The organism is Paenisporosarcina sp., assembly GCF_057785155.1.
On record NZ_JBYNRN010000042.1, the window covers coordinates 1 to 18,005 of the forward strand.

General features: G+C 31.6%; 15 protein-coding genes. 8 read left to right on the plus strand and 7 right to left on the minus strand.

Annotated elements, in window-relative coordinates; all coding sequences use genetic code 11:
• The 6 genes from AC3EA5_RS15405 to AC3EA5_RS15430 all read right to left on the minus strand — a co-directional run.
• Nucleotides 1-378, minus strand: a 378-nt coding sequence (locus tag AC3EA5_RS15405; RefSeq protein WP_488609150.1) for a histidine phosphatase family protein, incomplete at its 3' end; no start/stop codon positions are given.
• A 279-nt stretch (nucleotides 379-657) separates the two neighbouring features.
• Complete coding sequence (locus AC3EA5_RS15410) at nucleotides 658-1,197, minus strand: GNAT family N-acetyltransferase (RefSeq protein ID WP_488609137.1); 540 nt, start codon at nucleotides 1,195-1,197, stop codon at nucleotides 658-660.
• Nucleotides 1,198-1,916: 719 nt separating this feature from the next.
• Nucleotides 1,917-2,444: a DUF2199 domain-containing protein gene (locus AC3EA5_RS15415; protein WP_488609138.1), complete on the minus strand. Its 528-nt coding sequence runs from the start codon at nucleotides 2,442-2,444 to the stop codon at nucleotides 1,917-1,919.
• A gap of 186 nt (nucleotides 2,445-2,630) precedes the next feature.
• Nucleotides 2,631-3,113 (minus strand): hypothetical protein, encoded by a 483-nt coding sequence (locus tag AC3EA5_RS15420; protein ID WP_488609139.1) that lies wholly within the window; start codon nucleotides 3,111-3,113, stop codon nucleotides 2,631-2,633.
• Nucleotides 3,114-3,174: 61 nt separating this feature from the next.
• Entirely contained in the window at nucleotides 3,175-3,720 is a 546-nt protein-coding gene (locus tag AC3EA5_RS15425) for a GNAT family N-acetyltransferase (RefSeq protein WP_488609140.1), read from the minus strand.
• A gap of 370 nt (nucleotides 3,721-4,090) precedes the next feature.
• Nucleotides 4,091-4,264: an IS3 family transposase gene (locus AC3EA5_RS15430; RefSeq protein ID WP_488609141.1), complete on the minus strand. Its 174-nt coding sequence runs from the start codon at nucleotides 4,262-4,264 to the stop codon at nucleotides 4,091-4,093.
• Nucleotides 4,265-4,482: 218 nt separating this feature from the next.
• Between AC3EA5_RS15430 and AC3EA5_RS15435 the strand changes: the two genes are divergently transcribed.
• The 5 genes from AC3EA5_RS15435 to AC3EA5_RS15455 all read left to right on the plus strand — a co-directional run bounded on the left by AC3EA5_RS15435 (nucleotide 4,483) and on the right by AC3EA5_RS15455 (nucleotide 13,642).
• Entirely contained in the window at nucleotides 4,483-7,182 is a 2,700-nt protein-coding gene (locus AC3EA5_RS15435) for a class I SAM-dependent DNA methyltransferase (protein ID WP_488609142.1), read from the plus strand.
• A gap of 373 nt (nucleotides 7,183-7,555) precedes the next feature.
• Complete coding sequence (locus AC3EA5_RS15440) at nucleotides 7,556-8,110, plus strand: hypothetical protein (protein ID WP_488609143.1); 555 nt, start codon at nucleotides 7,556-7,558, stop codon at nucleotides 8,108-8,110.
• Nucleotides 8,111-8,500: 390 nt separating this feature from the next.
• A complete protein-coding gene (locus AC3EA5_RS15445; RefSeq protein WP_488609144.1) occupies nucleotides 8,501-11,926 on the plus strand; it encodes a hypothetical protein in 3,426 nt (1,141 codons plus the stop codon).
• Nucleotides 11,923-12,381, plus strand: coding sequence for a response regulator (locus AC3EA5_RS15450; RefSeq protein ID WP_488609145.1), 459 nt, complete (start codon nucleotides 11,923-11,925; stop codon nucleotides 12,379-12,381). Before AC3EA5_RS15445 ends, AC3EA5_RS15450 begins: the two co-directional genes overlap by 4 nt.
• Entirely contained in the window at nucleotides 12,338-13,642 is a 1,305-nt protein-coding gene (locus tag AC3EA5_RS15455) for a phosphorylase family protein (RefSeq protein WP_488609146.1), read from the plus strand. Before AC3EA5_RS15450 ends, AC3EA5_RS15455 begins: the two co-directional genes overlap by 44 nt.
• A 491-nt stretch (nucleotides 13,643-14,133) precedes the next feature.
• Here AC3EA5_RS15455 and AC3EA5_RS15460 read toward each other — a convergent pair whose 3' ends face one another.
• Nucleotides 14,134-14,688 carry a recombinase family protein gene (locus AC3EA5_RS15460; protein ID WP_488609151.1) on the minus strand — a complete coding sequence of 185 codons (555 nt, stop codon included), beginning with the start codon at nucleotides 14,686-14,688 and terminating at the stop codon, nucleotides 14,134-14,136.
• A 395-nt stretch (nucleotides 14,689-15,083) separates the two neighbouring features.
• On the opposite strand from AC3EA5_RS15460, the gene AC3EA5_RS15465 reads away from it, so the two are divergent.
• From AC3EA5_RS15465 to AC3EA5_RS15475, 3 genes are all read left to right on the plus strand, one after another.
• Nucleotides 15,084-15,560, plus strand: coding sequence for a DUF4871 domain-containing protein (locus AC3EA5_RS15465; protein ID WP_488609147.1), 477 nt, complete (start codon nucleotides 15,084-15,086; stop codon nucleotides 15,558-15,560).
• A 270-nt stretch (nucleotides 15,561-15,830) separates the two neighbouring features.
• Nucleotides 15,831-17,033: an IS110 family RNA-guided transposase gene (locus AC3EA5_RS15470; RefSeq protein ID WP_488609148.1), complete on the plus strand. Its 1,203-nt coding sequence runs from the start codon at nucleotides 15,831-15,833 to the stop codon at nucleotides 17,031-17,033.
• A 205-nt stretch (nucleotides 17,034-17,238) separates the two neighbouring features.
• Nucleotides 17,239-17,766 carry a cysteine hydrolase family protein gene (locus AC3EA5_RS15475; protein WP_488609149.1) on the plus strand — a complete coding sequence of 176 codons (528 nt, stop codon included), beginning with the start codon at nucleotides 17,239-17,241 and terminating at the stop codon, nucleotides 17,764-17,766.
• The last annotated feature ends 239 nt before the right edge of the window (nucleotides 17,767-18,005 follow it).

Here is an 18,005-nt window from a genome sequence, read left to right on the forward strand (position 1 = left end):
ATTTATTTCCTGAATCCCTGTCATTATACGATTATTTAAAGTTAACCTGTCTTCTTGATTTGGATATGATTTATCTGGAAATGCAGATATTCTTTCCTCTAATACCATGCCCTCAGCATCCCCATAGTCCCTTTCTAAAAATTCTTTCATCTCAATAAGAGGTACATTGAGATTTTTATTTATAATTTCTGCTGTTTGTTTTGCCCTTTTTAATGGGCTTGTTATGATTACATCCCATTTAAATGATTTAAGAAACTCGCTACATTCCTCAGCTTGTATAATGCCTGTTTCATTTAACTTTATATCAGTTCTCCCTTGAAGTTTACCTAATGCATTCCAATCCGTTTCCCCGTGTCTTACCAAACATATTGTGGTGATTTCATTCACCCCTTGTAAGTTACATTTTTAATTAAAGTTCCATATAAGTTTTTGATTTCCTTCTTCTAGTTACCAGCCCCGTAAGTTGAAGTGGAAAATGGATGACCCATCGGCCTGCCATCGATTCAATTACTCAACTCGATTGTATAGTTTATACATCCTAGGTTGACATAACACTACGAGTCGGAAGTGATTACCTTCGGTACAAAAAAGAGGGATGAAATAAGTGAGAATCGGAAAGTTAAACAAAAAACCGAAGGCGAGACAACGCCAACGGTTTCATTCCCAATCACTCTTTAACATACTAAAAGTAATTAAGTCTTCATAATGATCATATAGCCATTGCCCATCACGAGTAATTCCTTCTTGAATAAATCCCAATCTCGTTGGGACAGATATACTTCTTAAATTATTACCAGCACATTGAATTTCAATTCTATGTAGGCCCATTTCTTCAAAAAGATATTTTACTAATGATCGTATACTCTTCGTAATAACTCCTTTACCTTGAGCTTCTTCAGACAAAAAATAACCAATACTGGTTGATTTGTTTTTCCAATCAATATAATGCAGACCAATCATGCCAACCAATTTCCCGTTATATCTAATACCTGCATCAAACCCATTATTATTAGCGTAATTTGTTATCCATATTGGTATGATTGGTTCAAAATCCTCTGCTGATTTTCTTTTATCCACCCAAAGTAACCATTTACGTAAGTGCTCTCTATTTGCATTTACTAAATTATACAATTCTTCTTTGTGTTGTTGCTGCAATAAATCAATTTCTATTTGTTCATCCACTCTATATGAAAACACATCAAAACCCCCTTATATATATATTTATTTATTTTATCATATAAAATGGTTAAATATTTAAATATTGGGAATTCATATTCGATTTAACTTGCATCAGAAAGTGGACACAGAAATCCGTAATCCATGAATTCTATTGCTCAATTTGCATGCATTACGCATACACAACAGGTTGACATAACACATCGACTCGGAGGTGTTTTTACTAATATTGTTGAAATCTTTGGGTTAAATGAGTTACTACAATGGAGGATTGCCCTAACCATTTTTACTTTATCGATCTGAGGCTTCTATAAGTTTGCAAAAGGTGGGGGAGTTACCGGTTTTCAAAATTATACTCTACAAAACATTTAGCCACATCGTCAAACATATTTGTGTGCGTATATAGGTAAGATTTCGACTGAGGTAGTTAAAGTTGGTAAGGCATGGATTAGTAAAGATGGAATCAAGAAATTAATTCAATATATGGATCAGTAAAAGCCTGAAATCGCTTCAGGTTTTTTTTATTAGAAAACCAGGAGTTAATGGACATCCCATATTTATACTGTTTTTTGAGGTTTGACACTTTCATTAATGTTCAAGAACTCGTTCAAAGATCTAAGTTCAATAACCTATACCAATCTAAGTATAGGTACACGATTAAAATCTAGGCAATAAGAAAAGCCGCCTGGTAAAGGCAGCCGGTTGTTTAAGTAAAGCGCAAGTTAGTTGAAAAGTATCGCTTACTTTTGTTCATCTTGTTCACATAATTTTTCAGCTATCTCCTTAACTCTATCAATTGTTATACCTTCCTTTTGCTCTTTAGCTAAAGGGTGTTTAGTTGGTTCTAATTCTATATAGGGACGTTCACCTATTGAACGAGTATGTACAATCGTTTTTAATTCTATTGTTTCTGGATAACCAGGAATGGAAGTCGATAGCCAGCCAAACATCGAATCTATTTGTTTTTCTCTTCCTTCAACGTCCCAATACTCATTTGTTTTATCAAAATTTGCTGCACTTAAAGAAACCCATACATCCCATATAAATGGTTTACTACTGTTTATTAGGGGAATTTCGATACTTCCACGAATAAAGAAGTATTCATCATCAATCACACACAAATCTTCATTCATCTCAATTCGATTTTCTTGCTCTTCAGTTGGTACATCATAGAAATAGTCGGGAACCGAACTACCGTAACTCATAGGTAGTTCATCATGATACTCTCCGCAGCATTTACATAGGTAACCCTCTGTATAATCTCTCATTACATATCCTCCATAAGATATAACTATCTATTTTTAATTCATTACATTAACACATAGTGAAAACCATTCCTTATTCAACTAACCTCCGGACGAGGAAGTACATGACTAATCTTAAGAAAAAGCCGCCTTGTAAAGGCAGCCGGTCAATGAACAATAAATAAAAATCAATGCTAATTAATTAGTTGTTTAATCTTGAACAAGTTTATTCAAAATCAGTAATTTATCTAAGTCTTTACTATTGTTTTTTGTTTTTCTATACCCGTCTAATAACGACTTATTATAGACTTTAAGGTAATCCGCGACAGTTAGTAAATGGTATTTTGCGTGATTATCTTCAAATACTTTTAAACTTGTATAGTCTACATTCGCAAATTCTAATAAACCCTCGGTAAAAGAAAACCCGATTTTAATATCTTTTTTTATAAATTCATGTTCATTTAAATCAATCATTGTATAGTCTAACTGCTCCATAGTATGTTGGAGTAATTGCCATCTCTCTTCCAAGAAACTTAAGGGAACAAGAATATCAATATCTTGGGGAGAAAAATCCACTTTTGTTATTATTTCAAGTCCCAATGAACCATATAGGACAGGTACAATGTCTAACTGTTGATTTAACATTCTAGAAACATTCAGAAATTCTTTATATAAACATAATTCTCTAGTCATAATTATCTCCTTGTGTCCCCCGTAGTAAGAATTTGCCCGTTAGCTTAATAAGAACTTTTATCTATTCTTCAATCCATTCTTCTGCCAATATTCCATAAACAACGTGATCAACGTAATGGTCATATAGCCATTCAGCTTGTCTAATACATCCTTCATTTACAAAGTTCAATCTTTCGGGTATGCCCCTGCTCTTCTTATTCTCAAGTGCAGCCCTAATCTCAACTTTATTTAGATTTAACTCTTTAAAAGCATAATTGGTCAATCCTTTAGCTACTTTGGTCATAATTCCATTTCCTTGGAATTCTCCTCCAAGCCAATAACCTATGTATGCAGTTTTATTTGCCCAATTTATATTGTTGTAACCTGCAATTCCAACGATTTCTCCCTTAAATAATATAACTGCATTTAAGCTCTTATTTTCAGCGAAACCTTTTAAGGCCATTTTGATGAACTTTATTGTATCTTCAAGGTTTACTGTAGTATCAAGCCAAGGGAGCCATTCCCTTAAATAAGCCCTTGAATTATTTGTTAATTCAAATATTTTCTCTCCATCTCTTAATTCAATTAGCTTTAAAGATAAGTCCTCATCAATTTTATGTATAAACATCTTATCCACTCCAAATGGTTTATTTTGTATTTTAATACTCTATCGCAAAATGCCGCATTTTGGAAGTAAAGTCTTAAACGTTAAATAGATTAAGACAATAGGAGATTGTCATAACTATTCTTAATGTCCATTTTCGGCTTCTAGATTTACAAAACCTGTGGGGTAGTTGCGGACTTCTAATGATACATAAATAATTATTGAGGCACATTGTCAGATCTATGTATGTGCTATAACCGGTAAGGTTTCAACCGAGGTTGTTAAAATTGGTGAGGCTTGGATTAGTAAAGATGGAATTAAGAAGTTAATTCAATATATGGATCAGTAAAAGCCTAGAATTGTGTACTGAACCCGAATAGTTAGACCGAAATATTTAAGCAGCTAGTTGGCTTGTATGGAGACGGTATTCAACCGGGCTCATACCAGCAGTCAATTTTGCTTTTATCCGTTCATTGTTATAGTAATAAATATACTTATTCACTGCGTGCTTCAGCTCTTCAAAAGAGCGATAAACTTTCCATATGTGTATACACTTCTTGTTGTTCAATTAATTCGGTCTACATAGGATTCCTTCAAGACTCTTGGTTTTTCATCTAAAAGCTCTTTATCGTCCAAGCTTATGACCTCTTAAATTAGTTGTAGTATAAATCCTTAATTTTGTCGATTTTACATAAAAAACCTTTAATATAGTAAACTAAAATAAAAGTGTTCCAAACTATTATAATTGATATCATCGTTAATCGATGTTAGACGGAGGAATATATTGTGGCAACGCTTAGTTGGAATGAAATAAGAGACAGAGCATTTCGTTTTTCAATGGATTGGAAAGATGAGACAAGTGAAAATGCGGAAGCCAAGACATTTTGGAATGAATTCTTTAATATCTTTGGTATTCATAGAAGGCGTGTGGCAACTTTTGAAGAAAGAGTTAAAACGTTAAATGGAACAGGGTTTATCGATTTATTATGGAAAGGTGTTTTATTAGTTGAACACAAGTCAAAGGGAAAAGATCTTGAAAGAGCCTATAAACAAGCAACGGATTATTTTCCTGGCCTAAAAGAATCAGAACTCCCTAAATACATATTAGTGTCAGACTTTGAAAGATTTACTTTATATGATTTGGAAACAGAAGCAAAAAGAACGTTTAATATTAGCCAGCTCCATGAGAATATTGAACTTTTCGGATTTATTGCTGGTTATCAAAAACAAGAATACAAAGAACAAGACCCAGTCAATATTAAAGCAGCTGAAAAAATGGCTAAATTACATGACAAATTGAAAGAAGTTGGTTATGTAGGTCATGAGCTAGAAGTGTATCTTGTCCGCCTATTATTTTGTTTATTTGCTGATGATACGAGTATTTTTGAGAAAAACATATTTAGGGATTATGTTGAACAACACACAAAAAAAGATGGTTCTGATTTAGGTGCTTACTTTGAAATGATTTTTGATACACTAAATAAGCCAAATAATAAAAGATTAAAAAACCTCTCTGAGTCATTAATGGCTTTTCCTTATGTTAATGGTAAATTATTTGAAGAAAGATTGTCATCGGCTTCTTTTGATACTGAAATGAGGGAATTATTCTTAGAGTGTTGTATTTTAGATTGGGGGAAAATTTCTCCTGCAATCTTTGGATCAATGTTTCAAAGTGTAATGGACCCGGAAGCACGACGTGAGTTAGGTGCACATTACACTTCTGAACAGAACATAATGAAGGTTATAAAATCATTATTTTTAGATGAATTATATACAGAGTTTGAGACTGTTAAGAGTAATAAACGAAAACTTGAGAAATTACATGATAAATTAGCTAGTTTGAAATTTTTGGATCCAGCTTGTGGTTGTGGAAACTTTTTAATTATTACTTATCGAGAGTTACGTCTTCTTGAAGTAGATATCCTTAGAGAATTAACAAGGGGACAAATGACTCTTAACATAGAATTATTAGTTAAATTAGATGTTGACCAATTTTACGGGATTGAGATTGACGAATTTTCAGCTCAAATAGCTCAGGTTGCACTTTGGTTAATCGATCATCAAATGAACATGCTTGTAAGTCAAGAATTCGGAGAATATTTTATACGTTTACCATTAAAAAAGAAAGCAAATATTATTCATAAAAATGCATTGCAAATAGAATGGCAAGACGTTATACCCAACTCTGATCTTAATTTTATTTTGGGTAATCCACCTTTTGCGGGATCTTGGTTGATGACTGAGGAACAAAAAAAAGATTTAAGGAGTATAACGAAAAAAATGGGGAAAGTTGGCCAGCTTGATTTCGTTTCTTGTTGGTTTATTAAAGCGGCAGATTATATACAAAATACATCAATTAAAGTAGGGTTAGTTGCTACAAATTCTATATCACAAGGTGAGCAGGCAATTTCTTTATGGAAGTATCTTTTTGAAGTAGGAAAAATAGATATATTTTTTGCACATCAAACATTTAAATGGTCAAATGAAGCACGTGGTATAGCAGCTGTTTATTGTGTAATAGTAGGATTTAGTCATATAGAAGCTACAACTAAAACTCTATATGAATATCCGGATATAAAAGGTGAACCAATAGTAAAAAAGGTGAAAAATATTAGTCAGTATTTAGTTGATGGGCCTATTGTTTTTATAAAAAGAAGGAGTAAGCCTTTATCTGATGTAAAACCTATGGTAAAAGGAAGTCAAGCGACAGACGGAGGACACTATCTATTTGATGAAAATGAGATGGTGGATTTCATAAAAAAAGAACCTCTTTCAAAAGAATATTTTCGGCCCTGGATTGGTTCTGTTGAGTTAATTAACAATAAGAAAAGATTTTGTCTATATCTTCCTGACTGTCCACATAATCAATTGAAAAAAATGCCACATGCTTTAAAATTGGTTGAAGAAGTTAGAAAAGTACGATTAAGTAGTAAAAAACTTGCAACAAAGAAAGCTGCTGATACACCTCTAGTATTTACAGAGACTAGAATTCCAACAGAGCCTTTTCTCATCATACCAAGAGTAAGTTCAGAGAATAGAAAATATATTCCGTTAGCTTATGAAATTCCACCAACAATTGCTAGTGATAGAGTATTCTTTTTGAGTAATACTAGTTTGTATCTATTTGGAATCCTTACATCAAATATGCACATGGTATGGGTAAAGACGGTAGCTGGTAGATTGAAAAGTGACTATAATTATTCAAATACAATAGTTTACAATAATTTTATTTTTCCACAACCAACTGAAAAACAAAAACGAGCAATTGAAGATAGTGCAGAAAAGGTGCTCGAAATAAGAAAAAATTATTTGGATAGCACATTAGCAGATCTATATCACATGTTGACTATGCCCACAGATTTATTAAAGGCTCACCAACAATTAGATAGAGTAGTGGAGAAAGCATATAATAAAAAGTTTGGTAATGACAGCGAAAGAGTTGCACATTTATTTGAGTTATACTTCAGGTTCACTAATAGGGAATAATTAATAAAATATAGATTTTATATACATTTTCTCATGAATAGTTATTGATCTTATTCAACTAAATGGGCAAATTAGTTGAATAAGGATTTCAAAATATCAGCATTTTTTTTGTATTTCATGGTTGGTGTAAAATTAGCGAAGCAATATGCTTCGCGTAGCCTATGGGATAGGGAACTGTGTAATAACCGACACACCATTACACAGCATTTGGATTATCTTGATGAAAGTAAATAGAATAAAATTTCACAAGACAATAGAAGGATATCTTACAGCAATACGCTGTTTGGTGTCCTTTCTTCATTTAAGTATGAAACCTTATCATTACAAATTCGAAATCAAAATGAGGAGATGGAATAATATGAGGGAAGATAACATGAATTTATTGAAAATTATTGATAAATTCAGAAAGAGAAAAAAGAGAAAACAAAGAAATAAAAATAAAGAATTTATTAAAAAAATCACAAATAAGCACAGTAATTCGGAGACTCTTAGATTAAGAGCGAAGAAAGAATTAGAGGTTTTACTAGATATTTTCTCTAAAGAAAATGATTCCGAAATCAATACTTTAAAAGAAATAAAAATTCACTTAGAAGCAACTCAAAAGGAAACTAATTATTACGGCTTTCGAGGAATAGTATTAGGATTGGTGGTTGTAATATTAGCAAATATTATCACTACTCAAATTTTACCTTTATTGTTTGAGTGGGCCAAAGACGTTTCTGAATATCAGACGTTAATCGAAGTCGTTATTTCTGAAATAGTGCTCATATTGATATGTATCATATTTATTTTAGTATTTGGATTTTCATTTTATTTTGCTACAAAACATTTTTATAAAAATGAAGAAGAAATCAGAGAACAAATATATATTAATGAATATAATATCCGAAAAATAGATGAGAAAATTAAGTTAATTGAAAAATGGTAATAAATTAATCACACTTATTGAATCTTATGATTTAGTCTTTCAGTATTTTGAAGACAAAAGAAAGTAAAAAACTATTTGATTTATTCTCTATAATTACATAGATGTGAAGATAGACATCTAATCTACTCTTAGCCTTATTTAAGGTGCTTCACGTTGTCTTTTTTCGAATTCGTCTTCGTTCCTTCTTCTTCCACCCAAGAAAGAACCTATAAACATGTTACGCAATAAAAGCTTCTAAATTCTTCTTATGTTTCAAATCACTTACGTTCCAATAAATCGTTGAGGAGAAGGTAGAATTGATTAAGAAAAATTTGGTATTAAATGTTATTATTTATATACATACAAAATTATAGAAATTGTGACTATATTAAATTGAAGTGAGGATACTATATGTCCAAAAAATTGAAACAAAGAACAAAATATATTCAAGAATTGAAAAAGTACACAACCTTAGGGGGGGGAATCTCTTACTATAAGAATCATATATCAATTGAGGAACTCTCAACTTTCTATGATGAAATTTTTAAAGTGACATATTTTAAGAATACCCTAACTGGAAATTTATTTCCTGATAAAATAGAAAATTTAGGTAATTCAAGGTTACTTAGTTCATCAGGAAGTTTAGAAAAAGAATTATATTGGACCGCACTCACTATTTCTCGTCATAGCCAAAAAATAAATGATTTTTTAATTCTAAAACGTAAATTTAATACTAATATTTTGCATGGAGATCTAGATTCTGCTTGGGGGATTTTAGATTTAATCGAAAATAAATTTGGTTTCTCAATTTGGTTACTAGAAAACAGAATTTCACTTATGGAAGAAAAAGATGGATTAAAAAAACAAAAAACATTTGTAAATGATATTATACGTGACAATAGTGTAGTTAGATCTCTAGTTAAATTCCTTGTGAGTTATCATAGTATAAGGGCTGAAAAGAATATCTCACCTAGCAAATATGATTCCAGAATTGATGAATTAAATGAAGAAATTAAAGAGAATTCCAATGAAAGCGAAGAATTCTCTCTTTATAATTATATTGAATTCAAACTTAATCTTAGTACAATTAAAAAGTATGATTTTGATAAGATTTTAATTTATGAAAATTTATTTTCATTAATTGATCGCTATCATACTTTTATTAAAATCTGTGAATATCAAACAGTAAAATCAGAATCTTTTAATTTTAATAGTTTAAAGAAATTATTGTTACATATCGAAGATCCAGTTTTAAAATCCATTTTAAATGTGATTCAAAAAACAAATTATTTTGAGGATTTAAAAACAAATGCAATGAATTATTTCATCTCTGGTGAATATCAGGAAACGATAAATATATGCGAAGAATTATTAAATTCTTATCCGGATAATGTTGAAATATACCATATTTATGTATCATCTTTAATTAGGGAAAAACAAGATAGTATATTTATTGGAAAAACATGTCTTTTAGGGCAGATAATATTCCTATTAGAAAATCTATACATACATAACTCTAAATCTAGCGAGAGTTATACAAAACTACTCAAAATAACATATTTATATGCTAGTCAAGATTGGGCATGGAAATTACGTGGACTAATAATAAGTGTTCATTATGATTTTAATACAGCTTATAACAATGATTTTGTACACATAGGTGAATTACTTTCCAATAATTTTAATCCTATTTTTAATTTATACAATAGGGAAATACCAACTTTATTCAATACTGAAAATGAAAATGATTCTTTAAATAAATCGTTACAACTTTACGAAGCAATTCATGAAAAAGATTTAATTAAACTTACTTTGTTGCACTTACCATCTGAACAATTTAAAAAATTCAAGGCAAAAATATTATTCTCTTTAGATGACTTTGACGCAGCATCACTTTTATTCAATGAAATTGTTAAATCCGAACATTTTTTGGATCGCTTAGATGGAATTTTAGGTTTAGTTACTTGTCATATAAAAAATGGAAAACTTATGGATTGTATAAATATAATTGCAGAGTTTATGTTATTAAATGAAAATATTTTTATGAAATTACCAATTGTTAATATACTTGATGAAATAGAAAACAATACAGATAATTCTATATTTAAAAATTTATCAATTCCGATTATTTATGATGTATATTCTAAGAATATAAGTTCAGATAGAGATTCTTTAAAAGCTGATGCATATGAGGAATTTTTATATTCTCAAAATTTGTTAAAGCCTTCAGACTTAAAATTAATTAAAAATAATTTTATAGAGTCTGAACTAATCTATTATTTAAGAAATGTTTGTGTTCCTACAGTAATGGATAATTCTATTGAATTTGAAAACACTGAGGAAATTGAAACAGAAAGAATTTTAGTATGCCAATTATTAAGAGAAATCGATTCTAATAATGAGAAATATTATTTAGAAGAAATTAAAAATATTACCCAAAGGCAAATGATAAGAAAAGGGTTGCAGGAAATTGAAAAAAGTAAGATTTATGTTGATGTAGAAGGTATAAAAGCTACACATGAAAAAAGTTTAAAAGAAGGTTTTATTCGTTACAAATCGTTTTTACAACAAAAGTTTAAAGATGAGGTACCTGAATTTATCTATATTAATTCACCCGAAGGAGACCGAGTCCTTTTACAAATTAAGATGCCTAGAAATGAAAAAACAAATCTTTTAACATCTATGGTAATTGAATTGAGAGATAGTTTTGTGTCAAGTAATGAGTATGGTTTAGATGTCTATTTAAGTGTTGGTATAAGACATGGGACATTGTCAGGACAATTAAGAGGTCCAATCGAGGCTGAAAATCTAATAACTCAATATGATAGTGAAAATGAAAGATATTATACTAATCATTTTTGGAAGCAGAAGTTTAACTATACTAATCAAGAAAATTCAGAAAAGATAAATAATTATTTAGAGGAATTTTCTATGAATATTGATGAACTTATCGATATGCTAAAAAATTCTTGGATACAAATTAAAACTGAGAATAAAAACCCTGAACGGATGTTTAACTTTATTATCACATTTGAAGATATAAAGTACGTGGAGGATATTGTTTCAGAAAATACCACTTATGAAGAATTTGTTGAGACTGTATTTGATTTACTTTGGAAGAAAACAGATTCAAGTTTAGAAAGAATTAGAAGCCATATTTCTAGCGAATTAAAAGATAAATTCAATAATACCTTCGAGTTATTACAACAAAACATAAACACTTTAAAACCTGTTGTTGACGTTACCGATATTAATTCTGATATTGCAAGAACTAAAACAACGATACAGTATGAGCTTGATAAAATATCGAATTGGTTTACTCGTAGCAAAATAGCAGAGAGATCAAACTATCAATTAAATTTACCTATTGAAATAGGATTTGAAATGATAAAGAACATTTATACTAATAAAACAATAAAAGTAGAAAATAAATTTTTAGAAAATGTTACTTTAAATGGAAAGACTCTAAAAAGTTTTGTAGATATAGCATTCATTATTTTTGATAATATAATTAAACATAGCAACATGGAAAATGCTCCAGAAGTCGAAATAACTTTCAAAAGAGAAGATGAAAAGTTAATTTTAACGTGTATTAACGAAATGAATACACAATTTGATATCACTGAAGGAAATGCAAAATTACAAAAATATAGATCAAAACTAAAAGAAGCAAATGCATTAGAGATGGTAAGTAAAGAAGGAGGTACTGGATTTTCAAAAATAAAAAAAATTATTCAAATTGACCTTAAATGCGAACATAATATTAACTTTGAATATATAAAAGATAAAGGCTTTTTGATTAGTATAGAAATAGACGCTAAGGAGATTATTGAATGAGGATTCTAATAATAGAGGACGATCAAAATAAAATAAAACACATTATTGAATTTATTAAAGAATCCATAAAATCTAGTGAAATTAACAAAACGTTTTCTTATCAAAGTGGACTTAAAGAAATTGTAAAAGGAAGTTATGATTTAGTAGTTTTAGATATGAGCATGCCTACGTTTGATATAACAGACTCAGATGGTGGGGGAAGACCTAAGCCTTTTGCGGGTAGAGAAATTTTAAGGCAGATGAAGAGACGTGGTATCACTATTCCTGTTATTATTGTGACTCAATTCGAACGTTTTGGTGAATTAAGTAGCTCAATAACACTTCCTGAGTTAAAACAAGAACTTCTTGAAAAATTCGTGGGGATTTATCTTGGAACTGTATACTATAATCCAGCTATAAAAGGTTGGAAAGATGAGTTTTCAATTTTACTTAAACAGAAAAGTATCGGGAACTAAAATGATAAAAATTCTTATTCTTGATGATAATCCAAAAAAAATACAAAAAATATCTCTTGAAATATCAAAAGTAATTGATCCTAATAATATTGAAATTGTTACTGATATTATTAATGCAAAAAGAAAAATAAGAGATATTCAATATGATTTGCTTTTACTTGATATTCAAATTCCAATTCGAATTGATCAAGAAGCAAGACTAAACGGTGGTATAGATTTCCTTTTTGAAATGAAATTATCTAAAAGGTATAAAGTTCCCAATCATATTATTGGTATAACTGCATATGAAGAGACCTTTTCAAGCGCAAATGAAGAATTTCAAAAACATTTGTATTCACTGGTGAAATACAGTGAATACACCGATGAATGGGCATCACAAATTCGCAATGCTATCCAGCACATCATCTCAACAAAGTCGAAGGGAGACTCAGTTCCAATGAAGTATGATTATGAATTAGCAATAGTGTGTGCTCTTGATAAAGTAGAATTAGATAGTATAAAAAAACTTGATGGAAAATGGGAAGAATTTAAGATTCCTGGAGATAACACTTTGTACTATTCAGGTGTATTTGAAAATGATGATAAACAGATAAGAGTTGTTGCTGCCGCTGCCTCTCAAATGGGAATGACAGCATCATCGGCCTTGACAATGAAAATGATATATAATTTTAAACCAAACTATTTAGTGATGACTGGAATTACAGCAGGAATTAGAGGAGAAGTAAATTTAGGAGACATATTAGCTGCAGATCCATCCTGGGATTACGGAAGTGGAAAAATAAAAGAAGAAAATAATGAGAAAGTATTCTACCCAGATCCTAACCCCGTTAGGCTAGAAGCAGATATTAGGTCTACCTTAATATCATTAGGTAATAATTCAATACTTCTTAATGATATTAAGTCAAAGTGGCCAGCTGATTCGCCAGAAACAAGTTTAAAGTTGCATGTGGGCCCTGTGGCTTCAGGTGCTGCAGTTTTAGCACATCAAGAAGTTATTGATTCTATAATAAAACATAACAGAAAATTAATTGGAGTTGAAATGGAATCCTACGGAGTACTTTTTTCAGCGACACAAAGTCCTAAACCAAAGCCAATAGCATTTGCACTCAAATCAGTTTGTGATTTTGCAGACAATCAAAAAAATGACAATGTCCAAAGATACGCAGCATACACGAGTGCTTCTCTCTTGTATTATATGGCATTAAATAACCTTGAATATGAAAACGAACATATCTTTAAGGAATCAAGTATTGGAGTTTAAACATATTATTCAAAAAAGCATTTAGAATAAAGTTAAATCTATGAATACCAACCAACTAATAATTTATAAGGAATTAAAAAGGATGGTTTTCAATCAAAAAGGGAACCATCTTTAAAATTGTTTATGAAAGGATTTCTCAATCGTTTGGCATTCTGATATGTAAAATGAGTTTCTTCTATTTATAGAAGAAACTCATTTTACATACCTCTGTCGAGTTTATTTCTTTTTCCAGTTTCCTACAGAACTTTTTAAATAATTTCTATCTGTTATATACATCTTTTGACTCTTCTGTAAACTTAACCTTGGCCGACCAAATACTATACCAGCTAAATGAATTCCTTCACGCTATCTTTATGGAATCGCTCTCCTCATCTTCTGTTATTCAAGAAAAAATCTGTAAATCTAATCATGTAGTGAAAATTTCCTATGGTGCCTTAGATTGAGTTGTGTCCAACAGAAACAATATTCGCTTGACTTATATGTAATTTCAATTATTTACGTTCCAAATAACGATAGATAGTAGTTCTAGAAACGCCCCATCTTTGTGCCACATCTTTAATTGGTGTGCCCCCGTCAATAAGTGCTTTCATCATTTCAATATCTTTCACTCCGTATTTCTCTGGACGTCCGCCAAGACGGCCTCGTGCTTTAGCTGCCACTCGCCCTGCAGCTGAACGCTCTTGAATAAGATTACGTTCAAACTCAGCAAATGCCGCAAATAGATGGAACATTAGCTGTCCGGTGGCATTGCCACGATCCATAGTGAGATTCTCTTGAAGACTGTGAAAACCAATGCTTTGATCATTCAAGTTGTTGACAAGGTCAATCAAGTCTTGCATGTTTCGACCCAGACGATCTAATCGCCATACCACGATGGTATCTCCTTGACGAGCATATTTCAGCGCTTCTGCTAGTCCAGGGCGCTGTTTTTTTGACCCACTCATCTTATCGTGAAAAATTTTCACACATCCATATTGGGTAAGCGCATCTATTTGCAAATCCAAATTTTGTAAACCAGTTGACACTCGAGCATAACCAATTAACACAGTCATTCCTCATTTCCATTATAATCCTATATTCATTGTAACATAAGACTAGGTAGACTTGGTTAATGAACATAGATTAATGGGCAGAGTTTTGTTGAATATTATTAAACTAATATGATGGTTTTTTTACCATTTGTGCCGTGTTCAGAAAAGGACGAGTTTTGTTACATCTCCCATTTATATTTAACTTTCCATACCTACATAATCTAAGAGGAAATTTGGATATTTATGTTAATATGAAATTAAAGTATGTGAAGGCTTTCACTTAAACTAACGGGGCAGGTTAGTTGAAGAACAATTAAAGGATTATCGTTCAATATGGTTGAATAAGTGTTATATATACAAATTCTTTGGAGGTATAAGGAATAAACATAAAAAGATGGAGGGGTATGTTTATGTTCAAAAATAGATTAATTTTAATCTGCACAGTAATTTTGTCGTTAGTAATTGCAGGCTGTAATGACGAAGAGCAGATAAAAGAAGAAGTTATTCAACACAATTGGAATGAAAGTTCTCTATTTGAATCTGATGGTGTTCCTATGATTGGAGAAGAAGGTCGTCTAGGATTTCTCTATGAGGATATCGAAGGTCTAAGATTTTATCCAAATAAAACACAAAAGTATATGTGGCATTTTTGGGGAAATGAAGATGAGTTAATTGGTGATTTTAAGGTTTTAGGAACTCACGAAAACAGTAATGAGGAAATAATAGTTGTACCAAAAAAAGAAATGTCTATTCTTAGCCCTAATAATGGTGCAAATCAGCACTCGCCAACAAATATGACGCTCCCTAAGAGTGGAATGTGGAAGTTAGATGCTTATATTGGAGATAAAATATTTGGAAGTGTTTATGTAAAAGTTCATAAGAAATAAATCGTTTATTGAACTAACGGGTGCTTCGTATTATAAGGTTAACCAGTTTTTACTGGTTGACCTTTTTTTAATAGGATTTAATATATCAGTAGCCAGGGTAGGACGTACGGGTGCGTGGGACAACGATCCCGTCAACTAAACTGTCCACCCCCTACTTGTAGAAACATGTTTGAGGCTGGTTGGGACGTAGATCTCGTATAACAAGCGAAGCTATGACACTACAAGAAGGATTAGGGGTACTGGTTAGTAAAAATCAGAGGAGGAATACCAATGAGTCCAGTAGTTGGTCTGGATGTGGCAAAAGGAGAAAGCCAAGTTCAGGCATTCTTAGATAAATCAAAACCGTTTGGAAAGAGCTTTTCGATTAAGCATACCAGAGAGGAATTACATCGCTTTATTGGGTTTTTAAAAGAGATTGAAGAGATGACAGGGCAAATGCCTATGGTCATTCTAGAATCTACAGGCCATTACCATTCCCCTGTTATTCAATACTTGGATGAGCACAAGGTTTTATATATCTTGCTTAACCCTATTATTTCTTATCAGGCTAAGAAGTCCAGTTTAAGACAGGTGAAAACGGACGCAATTGATGCGTACCAGTTGTGTGTGCTTTATTACAAAGAAGATTTTGAACCTCATAAAAACAGAGGACTTAAGCTTTTAGACCTTCGAAATCTTTCAAGACAACAGGAGATTGTTACGAATATGTATGTGGAAGCTAAACTTCAGTTTCATACTATTTTAGATCAAGTGTTTCCTGAATACCGTAAGGTTTTTGGTGATCTATATTCAAAGGTTTCTTTATTGATGTTAGAGGAGTTTCCGACTTCAGAAGCCGTATTATCAGCTGGGGAAAGTAAACTAGCCTTGCGTGTTGCAGAGTTCTGTCCAAGTCGTTCTGACCAGTGGGCAAGAGAAAAGGCGAAAAAAATAATGGATTCCGCAACGCGAAATCCATTTCAAAAAGTCGTGTATCAAAGTCACTTAATCAATCTTCAAATGTATATTGAGATGCTTTTTCAGTACCAAGGACATCTTTCAATTTTAGAGAAACGTATTGTGACCTTGGCAAATGAACTAGAAGACTACGAGATTGTCCAATCGATTCCTGGAATAGGAGAAAAAATCGCTGCAACGATTATCTCCGAAATTGGTGAAATCGAACGGTTTAGTCATCCGAAAAAACTGGTTGCCTTTGCAGGAGTAGATCCCAGAGTTTACTCATCAGGAAAGTTCACTGCAACAACCAATCGTATTACCAAAAGAGGTTCAAGCAGATTGCGCCATGCCCTGTATCTAGCGGTATTATGCGGAATAAGAACTTCAAGGAACAAAAAGCTTAAAGAATTCTATGACAAGAAAAAATCAGAAGGAAAGCCTTCCAAAGTAGCGATTGTAGCCTGTATTAACAAACTACTTCATTGGATTTATGCTTTGTTAAATAGCAAAGAAACTTTCCTGGATATAGAATAATTAACGGTTAAAAGTAATAAAGAGAAAACCTTCCAAAAGGTTTTTGGAGGGCTATTTGTCATGCACAAAATAGTATAACATAGGGTTAATTAGAATTTTAGAGAAAAATATTGACATCCTATTAGCTGGTTAGTTCAATAAGAGGTTTATATTAAGTTCTAATTAGAACACTAACGAACGTAAGTTTCATTGAAAGGAGAGAATTATGACAAAGAAAGCACTGTTAATTATTGATGTTCAAAACGGAATGTTCCAAGAAGATAATGTTGTCTACATGGGGGACAAATTGCTACAGATATTAAAAGATTTATTAAGCCAAGCACGATTAACTAATACACCGATTTTTTATGTACAGCACAATGGCTCAGCTGGGCATCCATTGGAGGATGGTGGATTGGGATGGAACATTCATTCTGCTATAACCCCACAAGAAGAAGATATTATCATTCAAAAAACAACTCCAGATTCATTTTTTAATACCTCTTTAGATGAGGAATTGAAAAAACAAGGTATTGAACATCTTATTATTACAGGAATTCAAACAGAAGCTTGTGTTGATACAACTTGTAGAAGAGCTTTTAGTATGGGATATAAGGTAACTTTAGTTTCCGATACACATAGTACGTGGGCTTCGGAGGAATTAACTGCCCAACAAATTATTAATCACCACAACGGTCTGTTACGTTGGTTTGCCGATGTTTATCCTAGTAATGACATTAAATTCAACTTATAGGTTATATGTAATTAAAAACATTGTGAAGGTTTTCACTTATACTAACGGGTGCTTTACTTCAAGAAGGAGTAAAGCCTTTTTCTTATTGAACTAACGGGGCAGGTTAGTTGAAAACATATATTAAAAATAGGTATATGGTTAAACCAGAGGACGGTGAAGTATGTGAATATCACGAAACATTTTAGGACATCAGGTGTTTATGTTTTGTACCGTGGATATTTTGTATTTCAAGTCGGTCC